The organism is Nostoc sp. TCL240-02, from assembly GCF_013343235.1.
Taxonomy (GTDB): Bacteria; Cyanobacteriota; Cyanobacteriia; order Cyanobacteriales; family Nostocaceae; genus Nostoc.
On the sequence record NZ_CP040094.1, the window covers coordinates 1,239,587 to 1,259,501 of the forward strand.

Below are 19,915 nucleotides of genomic sequence, written 5' to 3' on the forward strand. Positions count from 1 at the left end.
GCCCAATGCTCAGATTCAAAAGGGTGGCAATTCTTTAAGAATTATGAACCGGATATGATTTATTGCCAAATCGCCAATGGGGATATCTTCTTTGGTTAGCCGCTCACCTTTACTTGTCACGGTTTCAAAGGTGATACCTTTGCCAATTTCAATGTGATACCAGCATAAGCCCATAAAAAAGCGCGTCGGATAAGGCCCACCTTCACCCACATCATCAGGATTTGATTCCATTGGCAACCAGCCAAAATTCGGGACGTAGAATTCCAGCCAAACATGATTAAAATCTGGTTGTAGTGGCACTCCTAGTAAGTCACTATGGGGAGGGCATTTGTACCTACCTACGGTGCGGCAGGGAATGCCATTTAAACGGGATAGGGCAAGTAAAACGCCGACATATTCGCCACAGGAACCAACGCCCCGTTCTAAAACTATATCTGGTGTGTCAATGTAAGGCTTAATCCCATAAGATAACTCATCATAAACGTAATTGCGGATGCTGTGCATTTTCCGCAGCACATTGGTTTCAGAACCAATTGCTTCTCTGGCGGCACGGCGAACAATGGTAGTATCCATTGCTAAATCGTCGTCATCTACTAGGTAGCGTGTTTGTAATTCGGGAGATAGTTCAGGTATATTTTCAACATCTCTAGGTGTGATACGATACTTAATTCCTCGAACTTCCACAAGTGCTTTCCAGCCAAATATATGCCGTTCTCCTGGAGCAAGAGAATCAAATTTAAAGACTGCTACACGTTGCCCTTCTATCACTTCTTCGGTAAATGGTATACCAATTGGTTCAACGTGTTTCACCTTTTGACGCTCTGTTTCCGATGGTAGGGCAATGCGCCATTCAACATCAGGTAAATACACCTCGTCTAAGGGGGCAATTTCCTCGGCATAAGACATTTCAATCAGATAGCCATTAGAGAGAGCGTAGCGCTTATCTGGCTGGTAATGATAATGCAGGGGATGAATAAAAGTGCGATCGCGGAATGTTAGCTCATGACTCGGATCGGCATTGGGGTTATCCCGGATATAAGGCTCCTCTGAGGCGTAGGCAACGTAAATACTTTCCTTACCTGTTTCGCCATTTTTATGTATTGCTATACCTGTAGGACATTCAAACGGTGTCAAGACACTAAATTGAAGTTCTCCTGTTGCCCTGTCCATTGCGTACACTGATTGTTCGGTGCGATCGCAAATCCATAGCATTTCTTGGGTGACTGCTAAATTCTCTATCCCAACTCCAGGGGCATAAAATCTGGTAATCTCTTTTCGGGTTTCGCGGTCATACACCAAAATGTAGCCCAGCCGTTGGCAGGTGACATAAACTGTTGTTTCCCAAACAGCAACGCCGTCAGCCGGATAAGGCAATGTCACAAAATGTTCTAAACCCAAAGCATTGAGCTTGCACAAGTAAACACTATTTTCTCGGCTTACCCACAGGGAATCTTCCCACACCGCTATACCAGTGACATCGGTAAATTCTTTAACTTGATGAGGGTTGATAATTTTGCTGTTGTCAGAGGTGGGATCAATCTCCAGTAGATGCCCTTTAATACTGTCAATGGCAATGAGTCTATCTTTAATGAAAGTAATGCCACACAAGGTAGCAGCAGTAAGCGGTCGAATTGTTTTTTGCCCAAACATCTGGCTAACGGTCAAAGTGGGGAGTGCAAAACTCATAAAACCTTGGGGGAAGTATAAAAAACCCTCACCTTTGGATAGGGAGGAAACATGACTCAAGCGGTTTTAAGCGCCGTCACACCAATTGCTTGATGCGGAAAATCCTAGTCAAGCAGTGGCTCCCCCTAATTGGGGTGAGTAAACAGAGGAGTAGTATTTACCCGTTTCCCTTTATGCCGGGAGCGCCTTGCTCAGAACGGATTGTGAGCCTAGCCAAAGTTATTGGTCGGTACTATCCAAACAGCACTTCTTTACCCCTCGTAAAGATGTTTAACCATTTAGTTCTAGAGTTTGGGACTGGCATCACGCATCCCAAAGTAGGTCTTTAACTCTTGCCAATAACATAGTACAAAAAGTACTTAGGCGGGTCAGCTATCTAAATGTGGTTCTTGATTGCCACCTTTAGAGCGGGGTACTGACAATTATCGGTAAAATGTGTTCCGATCAACTCTTTCGTGAGAAATAATACTATGTCAAAACAGGAGGAATTTACAAATGTTAAGAATTACATATACATTCACATAACTAGGCGATCGCCTTAATGTAACTTTAGAAGATGGAATTCCTGCCATCACTAAATTATGATCGAATTTTGTAACCATTTGCTGTGACCTACACGATGTCTGCTAATTCTCTGCCTGAAGGTGCCGCCGTTTGGCATAGTTTAGAAGTTGATAAAGCACTAGACCTGCTCGATAGTAATGCAGACAGTGGCTTAACACCCCAAGAAATTCAACAGAGGTTGCAAAAATACGGCCCCAACGAACTTGAAGAAAGTGCTGGCCGTAGTGCTTGGGAAATTCTGCTAGATCAGTTCAAGAACATTATGTTGTTGATGCTGATTGGCGTAGCTCTGATTTCTGGGTTTTTAGACCTGATGGCTTTGCGTGAGGGCAGATTAAAGCCTGGTGAAGTGCCATTTAAAGATACGATCGCTATTTTAGCAATTGTGATTCTCAATGGCATACTCGGCTATGTCCAAGAAAGCCGTGCCGAAAAAGCCTTGGCAGCCCTAAAAAAAATGACTTCTCCCTTAGTACGGGTCATCCGCGACACCAGACTGGTGGAGATAGCAGCCAAGGAACTAGTTCCAGGGGATGTAATGCTGCTGGAAGCTGGAATGCAGATAGCTGCGGATGGACGTTTAATAGAACAGTCTAATTTACAAGTGCGTGAGTCGGCATTGACTGGTGAAGCCGAAGCGGTGAATAAACAGGCATCACTAAAATTGCCGGAGGAAACATCATTAGGCGATCGCCTCAATGTCGTGTATCAAGGAACCGAAGTAGTCCAAGGACGAGGTAAAGTTCTGGTGACTAACACCGGAATGACTACAGAACTGGGCAAAATTGCTGCGATGTTGCAGGCGGTGGAAAGTGAACCTACACCCTTACAGCAACGCATGACTCAACTGGGTAATGTCCTGGTTACGGGTTCTTTAATTCTCGTGGCGATTGTCGTCGTTGGTGGTGTCATCAAGGACGGAGGTTTTAAAAACATCCAAGAACTTTTGGAAGTTTCCTTGAGTATGGCGGTTGCTGTGGTACCAGAAGGTTTACCAGCTGTAATTACTGTTACATTGGCACTGGGAACCCAGCGAATGGTGCGCCAAAATGCCTTGATTCGCAAACTGCCAGCAGTAGAAACATTAGGTTCTGTAACCACCATCTGTTCTGATAAAACCGGCACCCTGACTCAAAATAAAATGGTCGTGCAATCGGTTTATACCAATGATAAAACTTTTCGCGTCACCGGCGAAGGTTATGCTCCTACAGGAGACTTTCAGTTAGATGGTCGAAAAGTTTCCTTAGAGGAGTCTCCAGAAATTTCCGCGTTATCAGTTGCCTGTGCTGTTTGCAATGATTCAGTATTGCAAAAAGAACAAGGTGAATGGGCAATTTTGGGAGATCCGACAGAGGGGGCATTAGTTACCCTGGCGGGAAAAGCCGGAATCGAAAAAGACCAGTGGAACAGTAAGCTACCTCGCGTCGCTGAGTTCCCCTTTTCTTCGGAACGCAAGCGGATGAGCGTGATTTCTCAAGTGGAGGGAGTCGCCACAGGTGAAGCTTTTTCGAGAGGCGTTGACCCAGCGATCGCCGGTTTTCTTCAATCTGAACCTTACTTAATGTTTACCAAAGGTTCTCCAGAGTTAACCTTGGCACGTTCCACTCAGATTCATTTGGGCAATCACTCAGCCCCCTTAACCGAAGCACAACGCCAGAAAATTTTGGCAGAAAATGACTTGATGGCGAGTAAAGGTTTACGGGTACTAGGTTTTGCCTACAAATCTCTCGCGGAAATTCCACCAGAAGGTTCAAGCGAGGCATCTGAGCAAGGCTTGGTATGGCTGGGATTGGTGGGAATGCTGGATGCGCCACGCCCAGAGGTGAGGGCAGCAGTCCAAGAATGTCGGGATGCAGGTATTCGCCCAGTGATGATTACTGGCGACCACCAATTAACAGCACGAGCGATCGCTACCGATTTGGGAATTGCCCAAGAAGGCGCACGTGTTCTCACAGGTCAAGAATTGCAACGGATGACTGACCAGGAATTAGAGCAAAATGTTGACCTAGTGAGCATTTATGCTAGGGTTTCCCCAGAACACAAACTGCGAATTGTCCAAGCATTGCAACGCCGGGGAAGATTTGTCGCGATGACGGGCGATGGTGTTAACGATGCCCCAGCCCTCAAACAAGCCGATATCGGTATTGCAATGGGCATTACTGGCACTGATGTCAGTAAAGAAGCGAGTGACATGGTGTTACTTGATGACAACTTCGCTACAATTGTTAGCGCCACCAAGGAAGGTAGAGTTGTTTACACCAATATCCGCCGCTTTATCAAATACATCTTGGGCAGTAATATTGGTGAAGTTCTGACAATTGCCGCCGCACCCTTAATTGGTTTGGGAGGCGTTCCCCTGACTCCTTTACAAATTCTCTGGATGAATTTGGTGACAGACGGTTTACCAGCCTTGGCATTAGCTGTGGAACCTCCAGAACCGGATGTTATGCAACGTCCGCCTTTTAGTCCCCGCGAAAGTATTTTTGCTAGGGGATTGGGTTCTTATATGATTCGCATTGGGATAATTTTTGCCATTATCACTATTGCCTTGATGTGGTGGGCTTATCAACACACCCATGCTGCTGGGTATCAGGGAAATCCCGAAGCTTGGAAGACAATGGTATTTACTACCTTGTGTATTGCCCAAATGGGACATGCGATCGCTATTCGCTCCAACAACCGACTGACCATTGAGATGAATCCCTTCTCTAATATTTTTGTACTAGCGGCTGTGGTCGTCACCACGATTTTGCAGTTGATGCTAATTTACGTCCCACCCCTGCGAGATTTCTTTGGTACTCACTACCTGAATCTGCAAGAGTTGGGGGTTTGTATTGGCTTTAGTGCCTTAATGTTCGTCTGGATTGAAGCAGAGAAGATATTTCTGCGGATTATGGGCAAGAAGGCTGTGTAAATTGGGAATGGGGAATGGGAAAGAAGCAAGGAGGCAGGGGGCAGGGGAGATTAGGAGGATGAGGAGGACAAGGGGGACAAGGAGGACAAGAGGGACAGGGAAGATAAAGGGAGAATTATTCAACAAGTCTCTCCCAAGTCTCCCCCTTCTTCCTTGTCGCCCCTATCTCTTATCGATGCCCAATTCTCAATTCCCAATGCCCAATTTCTACTATGTACCTGAAAACTCTAAACCTCCGACAATTTCGCAATTATCAAGACCAAAAGGTTGATTTTACTGCTGCCAAAACAATTTTGGTAGGTAATAACGCTCAGGGGAAGTCGAATTTGTTGGAGGCGGTGGAGTTGCTGGCGACATTGCGATCGCACCGCATGACCCGCGACCGCGATTTGGTTCAAGAAGGGGAAGCTATAGCCCAAATTAATGCCACCCTTGAGCGACAAACAGGCGTTAGTGACCTTACCTTAACGCTCCGGCGCAATGGTCGCCGGAGTGTTGCTCTCAATGGTGAGTCTATCCGCCGTCAAATGGATTTTCTTGGCGTTCTTAACGCAGTGCAGTTTTCCAGCTTGGATTTAGACTTAGTACGCGGCGGCCCGGAAGGTCGCCGCAACTGGTTGGATACACTCTTAATTCAACTCGAACCAGTTTATGCTCACATTTTGCAGCAGTATAATCATGTATTACGCCAGCGCAATGCCTTTTTAAAACGCCATGTAGAGACTTTGGATGCAACGTCTCTACACTCAGAATTAGCAGTGTGGGATGCACAGTTAGCTACCACAGGAACCAGGGTAATTAGAAGGCGCGATCGCGCCATCCAAAGATTGGCTCCCATTGCTAGTGCTTGGCATGCCAGTATTAGCGGCAGTACAGAAATTCTGCAAATCAATTACGTGCCTAATATTCCTTCAGAGGATAACCATCCAGAAGAAGTGCAGCAAGCTTTCTTAGCAAAAATCCAGCAGCGAGCCGTTGCTGAAATGCACCAAGGTACTACTCTTGTCGGTCCCCATCGAGACGAAATAGAATTAACTATTAACCAGACACCCGCTCGTCAATACGGTTCTCAAGGTCAACAACGAACACTGGTTCTAGCTTTAAAATTAGCCGAATTACAATTAATTGAAGAAGTCGTCAAAGAGCCACCATTGCTATTACTTGATGATGTTCTTGCCGAACTAGATTTATCCCGCCAAAATCAATTGCTTGATGCTATTCAAGACCGCTTTCAAACCCTAATTACTACGACTCACTTGGGTTCTTTTGATTCCCAGTGGTTAAAGTCCTCCCAAATTCTTTTTGTCAAAGCAGGAGAAATAATCGCAAATTAATAATGATTTAGGATTAGCCCTTTTAAGGTGACTCCAAAAACCTCTTTTTAGTTATTGATGTTTTTCTAACCTTTTAAAGACGTTGAGAATCAGAAAAGTCAGCAGAGTACCAATCAATCCTAACTGCCACAAACCACAACCGGCAGCAATGCCCAATGCAGCCGAAACCCAAATAGCTGCTGCTGATGTGAGTCCGTGAATTTCAAGTTGCTGTGATTCTTGAGAAGATTGGCGCACAATTTCTCCAGCACCGAGAAATCCTACACCGACTGCAATTCCTTGAATGACGCGGCTAAGTGCATCAGGACTATTTTGCAGCCCTGCTGTTTGCATAATTATCAAGGTAAACACAGCTGAACCTAGACTCACCAGCGTGTGAGTTCTTAAACCGGCTGGTTTGCGGCTAATTTGGCGTTCTAAGCCGATAATCGCTCCTATAAATAACGCAAAGCATAATCTGAAGCTGATATTTAGCCAATCATTAGTTGCAATGTAGTAAGTGTTTGGCAATGTTTAGTCTGGTGTAAATAGTTTTATATAAGTAAGTGGGCGTAAATAATTGTCGTTGGGATAAGGCAATCTGGCTACAGTCAATAGGTATAAGGGTTTTAGCCTAGTTCATTAATATTACATAGTTTGATTTTATTATGCCAACTAACTTATATAATACAGCACGGGGAAATCCAGTTATCATCTCAATTAACAAGACTTGGGAAAAAATACCTTTGTTAAAGGTTGGCAAATTTCTGCCAGAGTGTACTAGGTTAATTACAGTGTATTTCAGGTAAATGAAGTATATGGGTAGAGGCAATTTATGAATTGCCCCTACGATTATCTTGTATTAATTTTTTACAAAATAGTGCAAAAATATTTTACCCTTTATATTGGTGGATTCTAATTCAACGGGTATAATTGAAAGTTTATATCATTTAATCATCTGCTTTTTTTGAACTTAATCTTGGCTGAATAGGTAATAAAGCTTTTTGAGTTTTATGGGGTTTTGTAAAAATCAAATACAAGTACGTATGTTTAGATTCTTTCAATTCAAGGATATTTTTTTAGATGTAAATTAACATCTTCCATATTTTGTTATCAAAACTGAATAAAGTTTCTGTTATTAAATTATGACAGCGATCGCAATCTGGGGAACCGACATGAATTTTAGCTTGATTAAATAATTATCTCAACTATTTTAAATGAATGAACTATAAAATTTTACCTCAAATTGCTAGATTTAACCCATACACTAAATAATTAAATGTGAGACTTGACATCTACAACTCGATCAAACAACTAAACCCCCCGGTTTCAGGGAAGAGAGGTTAAATGAAGAACAATATTTGATTTACAAAGAGTTGAAGAAAGTAAATTGGTGCGAAAAAACTCAAGTATGTTACGAAACCTGAATAGACTTAAAGCCCTTACTAATGACCAATACAACTCTTGGAGAGGCTGCGCCCTAAGCGTAGCTATGCCGCAGGCTTTACGGCTTCTCTACGAGACGCGAGGGGAACGCTCAGTACAAGTGACCAATGAAAATGACAGCCTACGCTAATTAGCTTTAATTGCGCCGACCTACTTACAGCAATGCATGCGTGGCTAGCAATTAACCACTCATAAGGTCAGCCAATTATTAAATGTAAATACTAGAAACTCTTCCTAGTAGAGAGTCAGTGGATTTACGGCTGATAACGTACCAAAAGGAAATGCCTGTGGCTACAAATAGACAACTAACAAATTGAGTGGACAAACTCTACTGGCTAGACCAAATTAAATTACAAGACCGCGCCAAAGTAGGTGACAAAGCGTTTTACTTGAGCAGAATCATGCAGCGTGGTTATCCGGTGGTGCCTGGTTTTGTCGTTTCGGCAGAAATTTTGCGGCAATTTCTTGAAAATCTCAATAGTTCAGAGTCATTAGTGGCTGACTTACCTCATTCTTCGTTACATCTAGATGTTGCTAATTGGCGGCAACTTCAGCAGGTAGCTGGTCGCTTGCGCCAAGAAATTCTCACTGCGACTGTGCCGCAGCAGTGGGTGAGTACAATTTTCCAAGCAGCTAAGGAATGGCAAACTGGCTGTTTGATTCTTCGACCTACCTTGGCAGTATCAAATACAACTCCAGGTATAAAGAATATATCTGGTTTGCTGGAGTCGGTGTTTTGCCAGTGCGAACCTGAAGCGATCGCTTGGGCATTAAAGCGCACTTGGAGTCAGATATTTCGTGCCAGAAGTCTCTTATATTGGCAACGAGCAGGAATTAATCTGCAACAAATAAATCTAGCAGTTTTGGTACAACCTGTTGAAAATGCGATCGCCAGTGGTTTGCTCAAAGCCAACTCCTCTGGGTGGGAAATTGAGGCTACTTGGGGATTAGGAATTGCGATCGCTCTTGGCGAAGTCCAGCCAGATATCTACTACATTCAACAGGCAACTGGGGTTGTGCTTGAGCAACAGTTGGGCAATAAAATGCTGGCTTATGGTGTGAATGATGCAGCGCCTGAAGCTTTTTCGCAACCCACACCTAACTCAGTGCTAACACCAGATCATACTTCTCTGAGTACCTACGTACTTCAAGAAGCCCAACAAAAACAGTACGCTTTACAAGAAGAATATTTACAACAAATAATTGCTCTGGGAACTCAACTAGTAAGTGAACTAGGTAAAACTTTTAGCATTAAATGGACTATTGCCGGGCAAACCACATCTAACAAGCTCTACATCACACAAGTTAGTTCTCCCCAATCTGTAATTCCCCACGGACAATTCATTAGGGGACTAGGAGCAGCAGGGGGACGTGTTGTGGCCACTGCCTTAGTAATTCATCATTCACAACAGAAACCCGAACAACTACCCAAGGGTGTGATTTTAGTAGTACCAACAATCACTCCTGATTGGCTACCATTACTACACCAAGTTGCTGGTATTATCACAGAACAAGGTGGATTAACCAGCCATGCCGCAATTCTTGCTAGAGAATTAAGGATCGCAGCAGTAGTAAACGCAACATCTGCCACAACCTTAATCCAAACGGGCGAACGACTACTGCTTGATGGCGACAAAGGAGAAGTTTATCGCATCAAAGGAGACTCAAAGGAGAAGATGGAGAAAGGGAGAGAAGAAAAACTTCTTTCCCCACATCACCCCAACCCAAAAGCGCCCTATCCTACTTTCACTTCTCATCTACCCATGATTGCTACCCAACTACTGGTTAACTTGAGTCAGTCCAGTTTAATAGAACAAGTGCAAAGCTTCCCTGTGGATGGCGTGGGATTATTGCGCTCAGAATTGATGGTATTAAATATATTGGACGGACAACATCCCAATAGTTGGATTTTAGGCGGTCGTCAGGCAGAATTATTAGATTTATGGTCTGAGCAGATTAGGCAATTTGCTCGTGCTTTTACACCAAGACCAGTTTTTTATCGTTCCTTAGATTGGCGATCGCAGGATTTACCATCGTTGAGTGATAATTTAGAATTTTCGCCGCCGTCGATGTTAGGTGAACGCGGCACTTTTAGCTATTTACGAAATCCCGCAGTGTTTGAGTTAGAACTGCAAGCTTTAGCGAGGGTACAGCAGGCTGGTTACAGCAATGTCAACCTACTATTACCTTTTGTGCGGACTTTAGAAGAATTTGTCTTTTGCCGTCGCAAAGTTGAGCAAGCTCTTTTAACCGAGGTGTCGCAGTTTCAATTGTGGATGATGGCGGAAGTGCCAAGTGTACTATTTTTGCTGCCGGAATATGTGAAAGCAGGTGCAGCCGGAATTTCCATTGGTACAAACGACCTAACCCAATTATTGCTTGGAGTGGATCGAGAACAAGGACAGCTAGCAAAAGTATTTAATGAACGTCATCCTGCCGTTATGGGTGCGATCGCTCAACTGATCCAAATGGCTCAAAGTGCCGGTATACCTTGTTCAATCTGCGGTCAAGCACCAGCCCTCTATCCAGAAATCATCGATAAATTAGTGGAATGGGGCATAACCTCCATTTCTGTTGAACCGGAAGCAGTTGAACGAACATATCAAGCGATCGCTCGTGCTGAACAACGCCTAATTTTAGCAGCAGCACGTCGTCAACAATAGGCACAAGCCCATAAGAAACACCTGATGAATAAATTTATTAAGAAGTATTATCTCTAATAATACTTTGTCACACAATGAATTACAGTATTTTACTGCGATCGCCCCACATAATATTTGATTCAGCTGCCGGCACTGGCGCATTTCTACTGGGTGCGATTTGACTCGTCAAAAACAAAGGCGGAGATCGCAGTTAGTATCTTTTTAGTTCTCTGCGCTGTTGGTAAAAGAGCTTAAAAGGTGAGACTTTAGTTTCTGGAGCGAAAATAAAACTTCAAACATAGATTAAATTAAAGTCTCAGAATTTGGGTGAGATTATTATTTTTTGAGAGTGATAAAACAGAAAGTTTAGCAGATAAAAAATAACCCAAAAGTTTTAGAGTTCTAAGTGGATAGCGCTGATACAAGTTTGCTCTTTTTGTGGTTTGCTCAATAGAGAACTGCGGTAACGTATGTAAATTTGATGTAAAAATTCAGAGTAAATACTTGAATATATTCACCAAATGTAGTATTCGACTACAATAGTTTGTCAATTTACTAAGATAAGTGCGTGTATTAACATCCTTTTCCTTATGGCTAGGCAAAAAATAAGACCTAAAAATACTTCGAGATTTACTACTAGGTTTATTTAGGTCTAATGTTCTTTTGTCAAGGATTTGAGCTTCTAAATAACCTGAATAGATGCTGATTTATCGATTAAGCTAATCGGCATTCAAGCTGCAATATAGCTGAGATTGCCTTTGTTTTTGATTTGGCGATGCCACTTAATCACTAACTCGCCTTGATTCAAAAGCTTATCTAGCAGTGATTTTAATTCATCTACTGATTTAAATAAGCGATGAGCAATATATTCTTTACATGAGTGCCAGACTAACTCAATAATATTGTAATCAGGGCTGTAAGGGGGTAAAAACTCTAAAACAAAATTTGGGAACTCTTCAGATATTTTAGCTATAATGTCTTTGCGTTTATGAAAACTAGCATTATCTAAAACTAAAATAATCTTCGGCCCAGATTTTACAAAATCTTCGCCAAGGTTTCCTTTACTTATCCACTCCTGTTTAATTAATTCAAATAATAGTTGTAATTGCTCGTAAAAAATATCTGCATTACCTTTTTCACGAAAAAGCATACCCGCTTTCGGTCTAATTCTCGGATTGCTCCCATCACATTAACCCGACCACAACGCCGTTGCCCTGGAACATTTTTACGTTTTCCTTTTTTACTCCAATTCTTGCGTCGAATTACACGTAAACTAAACCCGCTCTCGTCCCAAAACCATACCTGTAGACGCTCTGGCTGTTCTCGTGCAATCAATAAATATTGGGTAAGTTTTTCTTTAAATTTTGCTCTATCTACTGGATTTTGTTTATCCTTTAGATCATATTTAGCCCAAATATAACTATACTTTTTTCGCTTTAATATCCTCCTCACTTGAGAGCTACTTAAATCAATACCTGTTTTCTCGGTTAAATAAGTAGCTAATCTTTCTGCTGTCCATTTCCCAAATTCGTAACCTAATGATGAGGGTTCTTGAGCAACAGTTTTTAATAAAAGTTCAATATATTCAGGAGTGGCTTTTCGCCAATGTTCGTACTCTCTTTTATTATGTAAGGTTTCTAAATTATCTGGATCTCCATGCATACACCAATATGCCACTGTTCTATGCGAACAGCCTAAAAATTTTGCAATTTCGTGTTGTGGCTTCCCATCATTTTGCAGAAGAATAATTAGAATTCTTTCCCTAATATGCGGTAGGTTGCTCTCTTTTAGAGCTTCCTGTAGCTTGCTGACTTGCTCCTGTGTTAAAAAGTTCTTGGCTGGTGGCGGCATAGGTGCTTTGAAACGGCTTCATCTTCTTATTATGCAACTTAAGTACCGATTAGCTTAACGATATCGCCACCATCACAGGTACAGCCACAGGTGTAGTCACCGAAGATTTCAATGTGGTGAGCGGTAATCTGAGGGCGACTGGCTCATTAACTGTCGCTGATGTCGATACTGGCGAAAATAAATTTAACACCAGCGTCACCTCTGCGGCTGGCAACCTGGGTAGCCTCAGCATCACCGATGCAGGTGCATTCACTTACACCGTCGCCAACAGTGCCGTGCAATCCCTAGGTGCAGGTGCGACAAAAACCGAAACCTTCACCGTGAAATCTGTGGACGGTACTGCTAGCCAAAATATTGCCGTCACCATCAAGGGTATCAATGATGCCCCCGTTGCCGGCAGTGATTCGGTTACTGCCACCCAATTCCTCCCCACCACCATTGCTGTCAGCACTCTACTTGCCAACGACAGCGATGTCGATACTGGCGATGTGTTGAGTATTACCGGCATCAGTAATGTTGTCGGTGGCGAGGCAGTGTTGTTTAATAACTTCACTCCCTCTAACCCGGCTGATGATTTCATTATCTTTGCTCCCCTCAACAGCGGTAATGGCAGTTTCCATTACACTCTTTCTGACGGCAAGGGCGGCACTAGCCAAGGTACTGTCAACTTACTCATTGGTTCTAGCCAATTCGGCGGCAATGGCAAAGATACCCTCAACGGCAATAACGGCCCTGACTACCTTGATGGTGGTAATGGTAATGACACTCTCAATGGTGGTCTAGGTAATGATACTTTGGTTGGCGGTAACGGCGACGACTTGCTGGTTGGTGGTGCAGGTGGCGATTTGCTGATTGGTGGTAATGGTGTTGATACCTTCCGCTTCGCTTTCACTGACTCGCTACTGAGTAACTTTGACCGCATCAGCGATTTGCAAATCGGTACTGATGTCATTGATGGTCCCAATGCCGTCAGCGCTGCTAATATCCGGAAACTAGGGGCAGTCAGTAGTCTGGATGCCGCAGGTGTCGGGGCACTGTTGACTAATACCAACTTTGTGGCTAATCGCGCTGCTATCTTTAGCTTTGGTAGCCGCACTTTCCTGGCACTGAATAATGCCACGGCTGGCTTCCAAGATACTAGCGATGCGGTGATTGAGATTACTGGGTTTAACGGTAATTTGAATAATTTAGCGATCGCTTAACTCAAACCAGGGCGATCGCATTTTGGGAAACTCCAGGTGCGATCGCTCTTGTTTTGGCTCATTTTGACAAATAGTGTAGAGCGACCAATTATTTGACCGCAGTGACAAATTAAAAGTCAACTTTGCTTGTAAGGAAGTGTTATTTTCAGTTTTTCTAAATTAAATTGTAGAAATAGATTGAACAAGCGATGCAGAAGGAAGTAACTTGATGACAAACAATTTGCCCCTGTGGTCAAATAAATTGTCGCTCTACAACTGGCGATCGCCTTCAAAAACTTTCATGGGGGTCAGTTAATTCAAGAACTTTTAGATAAGTGGTTAAAATCGCGTACTTGAGTTTTTGCGTACCTAAAAAGTTAAATATCTGAATACTTAAATAATTAAGTAGTTGCTGAATTTGATACATAATATAGTTTCAGGCATCAATCTCTAAAGCACCAAAAATATTGCACAATCACAGCATTTTCAAAGTTTCGAGTACGCAAAAAGCTGAAAGTTTAAATATTTAAAATGGTGCAGAATCTGGTGGAGCAGTACAAACGCCTAACATAGACTTTAATTAATGCCTATTCTCAATTACGAGGATTTTACACAAAAAAAGCGCTTTTAGTAGATGGGTGTAAATAAATATAATATGTTCTGTAATTGCGAACAATGATTTTTTCTAGGTTAGCTCGCACTAAAAGCTGACGAAATTATTTTGAAATATTTTCCGAAAGGCAAGGTATTTTCTCTGTAGTCTATATAGATTTTATTTTTATGCGCTAGGGCGGAAACTAGTTAAAATCTTTGGATATCCTATTCATAGTTTAGATTTGCTTTCGCAAAACAGGGAGATTTTTAATAAATTTTGATTGATTTGGAGTTGAATTTATGAAGAAAAAGATTCTCGTATTTATTACAACAGCAATTTTGGCTTGTATTTCCATTGCTAGTCTGACAGCAGCAATTGTAACTTGGGATTCATGGACAAATTCACAAACTTCAAAAGCTGTAGCTCAAAAAACTAATAGTTGCCCTGGTGCTTCAACAAAGACGTGCTTGGATATTGATGTTTATGAAGCTCTAAATCTTATGCCAAGAGAAAATAGACCATTATTAAACCCAAGACTTGAAGCTCAATACGGTGGAACTTCTTCTCCTCCCAATCCATTAGTTATGAAATCAGGAGAGTCGGTAAACTTTTTTATTGGTCCTCAATACTTCTTACCTGCATCCTATCAAGAAAATGGTACAAAGTATGTTCCTCATGTTGGTGCTGGTACCACATGGCCAATTTTATATCCTAGCTCAACAATTTTTACGAATAATAAGGTGACATTTAACTCCGGCATTTCATCAAATCCACAAACAATAGTAAAACAATTTTCACACGCAGGCCCAACAGATGAGCCTCCTTCCCCTACTTCTGCTCAATATTTAATTGCTAGTGGCCCCATAACCTATAATAATCTGGGAGAGTTTGTGGCAACAGCAAGAATTCAAATGATCAGACACTTTTGGATAAATTGCTCTCCTTCTAGCTGGTTATTCGTACCGAATAAAAATGACTTATGTTCCGTTGGACAATCACAAGGAGGACATAGTGCCCCAAATCAAGATAAGCTGATTGATATCACTGTTTCTCGCCTGATTAAAGTAGTTCCTAGTATCACGATTAATCCTAATTTACCGATTCATCCTAGTTTCCCAATTAAATTAAATCCATAAGGGGCTTCCAGACAAAATACTTTTCAAACGTCCCTAAAGCAGCGAATAGTAATCATTGTTGGTGTTGTACATGGCACATTCACCTTTATACAACACCATGAAAAGTGCTGAGTGCTGAGTACTGAGTAAAAAGACCACCCACAAGGCGCAGGGCTTGTACCTAGTACATATTTTCTGGGTACTATTTTTTACTCACTCACAACCCAGTATTAAGTGAGTAAAAAATGTTTGTTCAATATCGATAGATTGCTACAACAGGTGTGCTATATGGAACCTGTTCTGGAGGAACAGCATAAACCGTGCCACCATTTAATAAGGTATGAGCAGCAACAAAATCCAACAAATCTTCATCACCAGTTTCTTTTTCTGGGTGCAAATAAACCGTTTCTGAGGTTGGATCGAATAAACCCCACTGTTGCTGACCAACTGCAACTAATAATGAATCCACTCGTTGGTAATAAGCTGCTGAGACAATTTCTTTCAGGTTGTTAGATGCTTTACCAGTACCACCACCAAACAATTCGTGAAATTGCTCCAAAAACTCTTCTTGAGACTTCTGGAAATCAGCCTCGACAATCGGCCAAGCTTGGTCATGTAACTCTTGGGCACTGAGAATTTCTGGATTACCAGTAATAGCTTCATCCATCAAATGTTGGTAAGTATTTGCCTGTCTATATAAAGGCAAGAGATACTCTACCCCAGCTAGTACCAAAGGAGCCTTTTGCGTTAGCGAAGCTCGCCGAAGGCATTGCAGTTTCTCGTGTAATGCGCGATCGATAATCTGAAAGAATTGTAGTATGTATTCTTGTTGTTTATCTCTGTCAGGACTTCCCTGACCGTGAAATGTGCCTGACTGTGAAAAAGGATTAGTGGTTCCTCCTTTTGATGGTGCGAGGTGGAACTCACCTTCTTGGGTAGTCTCGTCTATTTGCAGAGCTTCATCTCTACTTTTAGGGAGATTTTCTACTTCCACCTCTTTGACGCTGTAGCGTGTTCCTTCAAAGAATCTGACATCTTTTTGGCTCAACGCCAGCATATAAAAGCGACCATTGCCATTTAAAATTGGCAGCAGTGGCTTGATGTGAAATCGGTCTGTAACCACAACCAACTCTTGAAAATCAATTGGCAGAGGATAATAGCGAAAAATATTTTCAGAAATAAAAATCGCTAACCCTGGTTCTCCCTTTTGCTCCCAAAACTCTTGGGTATCAATTTCATGGGATTTTTCCAACAATGCGATCGCATCTTTCTCCTCCAAACCCGCATCAATTAAACGAGCCTCCGCTTCCTTGACCAAATTTTTAAAGCGAATTGGGTTTTGTCGCACTTCTGACCCGGCTGGTTGCGTTGGCATATAAATCGAAACGCAATTTCCTTTTGGCTGTTCTATTAATGTCTTTATTTCTTCTCTAGAGATTAATTCCATAATATATCCCTCCGATCAAGGCGATTAAAAACATCAGATCAGACCATCGATAGTCAACGATCTGATAGGACGCTATTTTCAGATGGTGTTGGTCAAAGTCCAACCGTTTGCTTCTGAGTTTATTTCACCTTAAGGATGGTTTAGTTGCATCTTTCTTTTGATAGGCAATATTCATCAAGGGAATTACTAATTAAAACCCCAAATTTAAAATCTGAAATTGCCACGAACATTAAATGTTTGGCGTGTTAGAGTTAGTGCTTTCTGACTTGATCCCGATTCTACTACCTGGCTTGCTAAGACCTAAAGTTACTCGTTTCATAATCCAGTACAAACCTGCAAGTACCACAAAGGTGATAGCAATAATTACTAAGGGTTGTTTTCCTAAAATTTCTTCTACTCCTTTAGTAAGTACGGCATCGGGTTGAGTAATAAAATCCCAACTGTTAAAACGTAAAAATCGCCCCCAATAAACACCAACAGCGCAGAGAAAATGTGTAATTAACTCAACGCGCCAAATCCATTGGCTCTTGCCAATGCGATGTAAGTAGTAACCCCAATTAATTAACGATATTACGTAAGCTTCAAATCCACCGAGAATTACTAGCAAATACAGAGGTATGAGTATTAAAGTAATCATCCACACAGATTGAATTGTGCGGATATCATCTATCAAGTGGATTACATCGGTCAACAAATAGGGTGCATTTGGTAAGAAAGCATAGAAAACTAAGAATCCTAGCCACCAAAGCCAAGTGCCACCGCGCCTCATGCGAAATAGCCACACACTCAAAGCCAAAGGTATAAAAGCCAGAAATAAATTCCAAGTCATCCAACTCATATTAATTTGCAATACTTGTATAATTCTGGCTATCAATTCTTCTTTCATAGGTGCTAACTTAGAAGATGTTTGATTGTTCTAGATTGACTCTGTAATGTTAGTGTTAATAACCTCAGTGATTGACTGATGAAAAATTTTTACCACCAAGGAAATTTATTTACTCTAAGAGCAGACAAGGCTTTTGTGTCACTTAAAAGGAAATGCACACTTAATATTATGTCTGAAATTTATAGTTTTTATGTTTTTCATACTGGGGGATGAAATTTATCAATCAATCAGCTTAAATCACTAGTATAGCCAGAAAATCATCAGGGTAAAATCTACCACTGAGACAAAGCCTAAGCAACTAAAACGCCACGATTAACTTTTAGTGGACTATTTTAATTACAATGTCGTCCCTGTCCTGACTATTATATTAATTTCATTTTGTCCTGCTAGAGTTCCAGAAGCACCTTAAAACTTTTGCCAATACCACATCCCCAAACTCAAGGCTATGCTGTACAGACAAGTCTTCTAGAGTCGTTTCACAGGCTTTTGATTACCTTGAAAAAAGGGGTGGTTTCATACGAAGAAAAAAATACATAAGTCTTGATTTCTCATTTTGTGATATAATCCTTACCCCTCTCCAAATCTTTCTCTGTTTCGAGAGAGGCTTTGAAACTCAGTTTTAGTATTTTCTCTGCTTGTATAAAACTACCCTACCAACCCCCCTTAAAAAAACTACGGTGGAGACACAAGTCTTTCTGACCCCCTCTAACTCCCAGGGCTGCTTCATTCCATTTCAAACGGGATTTGTCAAGATGGTTAGCGAGAAAATTGTAAGTAAGCGTGACGATAAGATGAACATTTAAGCACTTAAATATCAGTAAAACAGTGTATCTTCTCGGCACGCTAGTAACAAAATAATCAATTTTTAATTGCTAGAACCCTTGATTTTTAAAGCTCTTTGGGGAATGAAACAGCCCTGCCCTTATAAAGGGGGATTAAGGGGGGTAAATCTGGGATTTGTGCTTCATTACTAAGATGTGTGTACACCGTAGCTAAAAAAGGGGGGTAAAAGAAGCTCTCAAATCACTAACGTACTAGCACTCGACTACGGGGGCCGATCGCTTGTTTGGGTGAAGCTGGTGTGGTACAGCTATTGCTAGAATCCTGTGAACAAGCAGCTTGAGTAAGGGTTGCAGGGTTAACCACTACTTGATTGACCTCCAGCGAATTACCACTACTGAATTCCATATTAGGTGTAGTAGAAAGTGACGGAGAATTACTTCTTGTAGGTGTCGGGGAAGCGATCGCACTTCCACCATTAACTATTGGTGTAGCAGTGAATTCATTTCCACCATCAACTATTGGTGTAATAGTGAATTCACTTCCACCATTAACTACTGGTGTAGCAGTGAATTCACTTCCACCATTAACTATGGTTGGGAGAGTGGATGTACTACCCCCGCTAACTACTGGTGCTGGAGTTGGCGTACTACCACCAACTGGTGTGGGAGTTATGAGAGTTGCATTTGCAGGTACTTTGATGGTTATCCTCGCCAAGGGGGAGTTAGTCATTTCCAAAGAAGTCACCTTTGGCGAACCTGGGATATCGGACTTGAAATCAAAGACAGTGGGGGTTGCGCCACCATTGCGATCGCTATATCGCACTCCATATCCACTCACTTCAAAGGTTCCCTGATATTGATTTCCGGTGTTTGGATCGGTGACAGTACCAGTGTATAAGGCTTTTGTGAGATTAAATTCATCCTGAACTACTCCTTGAAATGTGGTTCCTGCTAATCTTCCCTGGTATTTATAGGGTGTTAACTCACCGCCAGAGAGAATCGGCGAATTCAGAACGCCATTAAAGGAGACAATTGGAATGCCTTTAAAGTCAACAAAATAATGCAGACTACCATCAGAGCGTGTTTGTACCTTCACATAGTCTGACTTGTATACAGGAACGTAATTAGGATTGTTCTTAGTACCTAAATTCCGTGAGTAAGTCCCCGCGTCATCTGTATCAACACGAGTCGTACTGCCATTGAAATTAGGATTAATGCTGGGAAGCTGGATAGTACCTGATAATGTACCAGTGCTTTGAATAGTGATTTGAGCAAAAGCACTTGTTCCAGATGAGGCGATGATGACTGCGGCTAAAGTACTGCTGCTAAGAACAACACAACCTAACTTAGTTGATGAATGTAATTTCATAAAAAATTTGCTCCTTTAATCACATATCAAAAAAAATACGCACGGGCGATCCTTGCTCCCATCGGTTGATGAAAGCATTTCGTACTGAATAAGGCAGTATGAAAATAGCGTATTTTATTACATT

The 19,915-nt window shown here is 41.9% G+C and carries 12 protein-coding genes and 1 pseudogene; 5 read left to right on the top strand and 8 right to left on the bottom strand.

The genetic code is table 11. From position 1 onward, the window contains the following. Positions 1-15: 15 nt before the first annotated feature. The gene (locus FBB35_RS05590) at positions 16-1,686 is read right to left on the bottom strand and encodes a transglutaminase family protein (RefSeq protein ID WP_174708836.1); all 1,671 of its coding nucleotides are present in this window, start codon (positions 1,684-1,686) and stop codon (positions 16-18) included. A 473-nt stretch (positions 1,687-2,159) separates the two neighbouring features. Continuing rightward, positions 2,160-2,288, bottom strand: coding sequence for a hypothetical protein (locus tag FBB35_RS35365; RefSeq protein WP_302480948.1), 129 nt, complete (start codon positions 2,286-2,288; stop codon positions 2,160-2,162). A gap of 17 nt (positions 2,289-2,305) precedes the next feature. Here FBB35_RS35365 and FBB35_RS05595 point away from each other — a divergent pair, with 17 nt between their 5' ends. Next, positions 2,306-5,164 carry a cation-translocating P-type ATPase gene (locus tag FBB35_RS05595; RefSeq protein WP_174708837.1) on the top strand — a complete coding sequence of 953 codons (2,859 nt, stop codon included), beginning with the start codon at positions 2,306-2,308 and terminating at the stop codon, positions 5,162-5,164. Positions 5,165-5,376: 212 nt separating this feature from the next. Further along, on the top strand, positions 5,377-6,498 hold the full coding sequence (gene recF / locus FBB35_RS05600; RefSeq protein ID WP_174708838.1) for a DNA replication/repair protein RecF: 1,122 nt from the start codon (positions 5,377-5,379) through the stop codon (positions 6,496-6,498). A gap of 51 nt (positions 6,499-6,549) precedes the next feature. Here the strand turns inward: recF and FBB35_RS05605 are convergent, their stop codons facing one another. Beyond that, on the bottom strand, positions 6,550-7,008 hold the full coding sequence (locus FBB35_RS05605; RefSeq protein ID WP_174708839.1) for an MgtC/SapB family protein: 459 nt from the start codon (positions 7,006-7,008) through the stop codon (positions 6,550-6,552). 1,232 nt (positions 7,009-8,240) lie between these two features. On the opposite strand from FBB35_RS05605, the gene FBB35_RS05610 reads away from it, so the two are divergent. Beyond that, positions 8,241-10,586: a putative PEP-binding protein gene (locus tag FBB35_RS05610; protein ID WP_174708840.1), complete on the top strand. Its 2,346-nt coding sequence runs from the start codon at positions 8,241-8,243 to the stop codon at positions 10,584-10,586. Positions 10,587-11,295: 709 nt separating this feature from the next. Here FBB35_RS05610 and FBB35_RS05615 read toward each other — a convergent pair. Further along, positions 11,296-12,332, bottom strand: a pseudogene (locus tag FBB35_RS05615) (IS630 family transposase). Positions 12,333-12,532: 200 nt separating this feature from the next. On the opposite strand from FBB35_RS05615, the gene FBB35_RS35370 reads away from it, so the two are divergent. Then, positions 12,533-13,618: a VCBS domain-containing protein gene (locus tag FBB35_RS35370; RefSeq protein WP_174708841.1), complete on the top strand. Its 1,086-nt coding sequence runs from the start codon at positions 12,533-12,535 to the stop codon at positions 13,616-13,618. On the opposite strand, the gene FBB35_RS35375 is transcribed toward FBB35_RS35370, so the two are convergent. Beyond that, entirely contained in the window at positions 13,604-13,726 is a 123-nt protein-coding gene (locus FBB35_RS35375) for a hypothetical protein (protein ID WP_302480949.1), read from the bottom strand. The two genes, FBB35_RS35370 and FBB35_RS35375, sit on opposite strands and share 15 nt — an antisense overlap. Before the next feature lie 765 nt (positions 13,727-14,491). On the opposite strand from FBB35_RS35375, the gene FBB35_RS05625 reads away from it, so the two are divergent. Then, entirely contained in the window at positions 14,492-15,328 is an 837-nt protein-coding gene (locus tag FBB35_RS05625; protein ID WP_174708842.1) for a hypothetical protein, read from the top strand. Between the two features lie 232 nt (positions 15,329-15,560). Here FBB35_RS05625 and FBB35_RS05630 read toward each other — a convergent pair whose 3' ends face one another. From FBB35_RS05630 to FBB35_RS05640, 3 genes are all read right to left on the bottom strand, one after another. Beyond that, entirely contained in the window at positions 15,561-16,754 is a 1,194-nt protein-coding gene (locus FBB35_RS05630; protein ID WP_174708843.1) for a hypothetical protein, read from the bottom strand. Between the two features lie 229 nt (positions 16,755-16,983). After that, positions 16,984-17,640, bottom strand: a complete 657-nt coding sequence (locus tag FBB35_RS05635) for a DUF1361 domain-containing protein (protein ID WP_174708844.1) — start codon at positions 17,638-17,640, stop codon at positions 16,984-16,986. Positions 17,641-18,666: 1,026 nt separating this feature from the next. Then, positions 18,667-19,791, bottom strand: coding sequence for a hypothetical protein (locus FBB35_RS05640; RefSeq protein WP_174708845.1), 1,125 nt, complete (start codon positions 19,789-19,791; stop codon positions 18,667-18,669). Between the last annotated feature and the right edge of the window lie 124 nt (positions 19,792-19,915).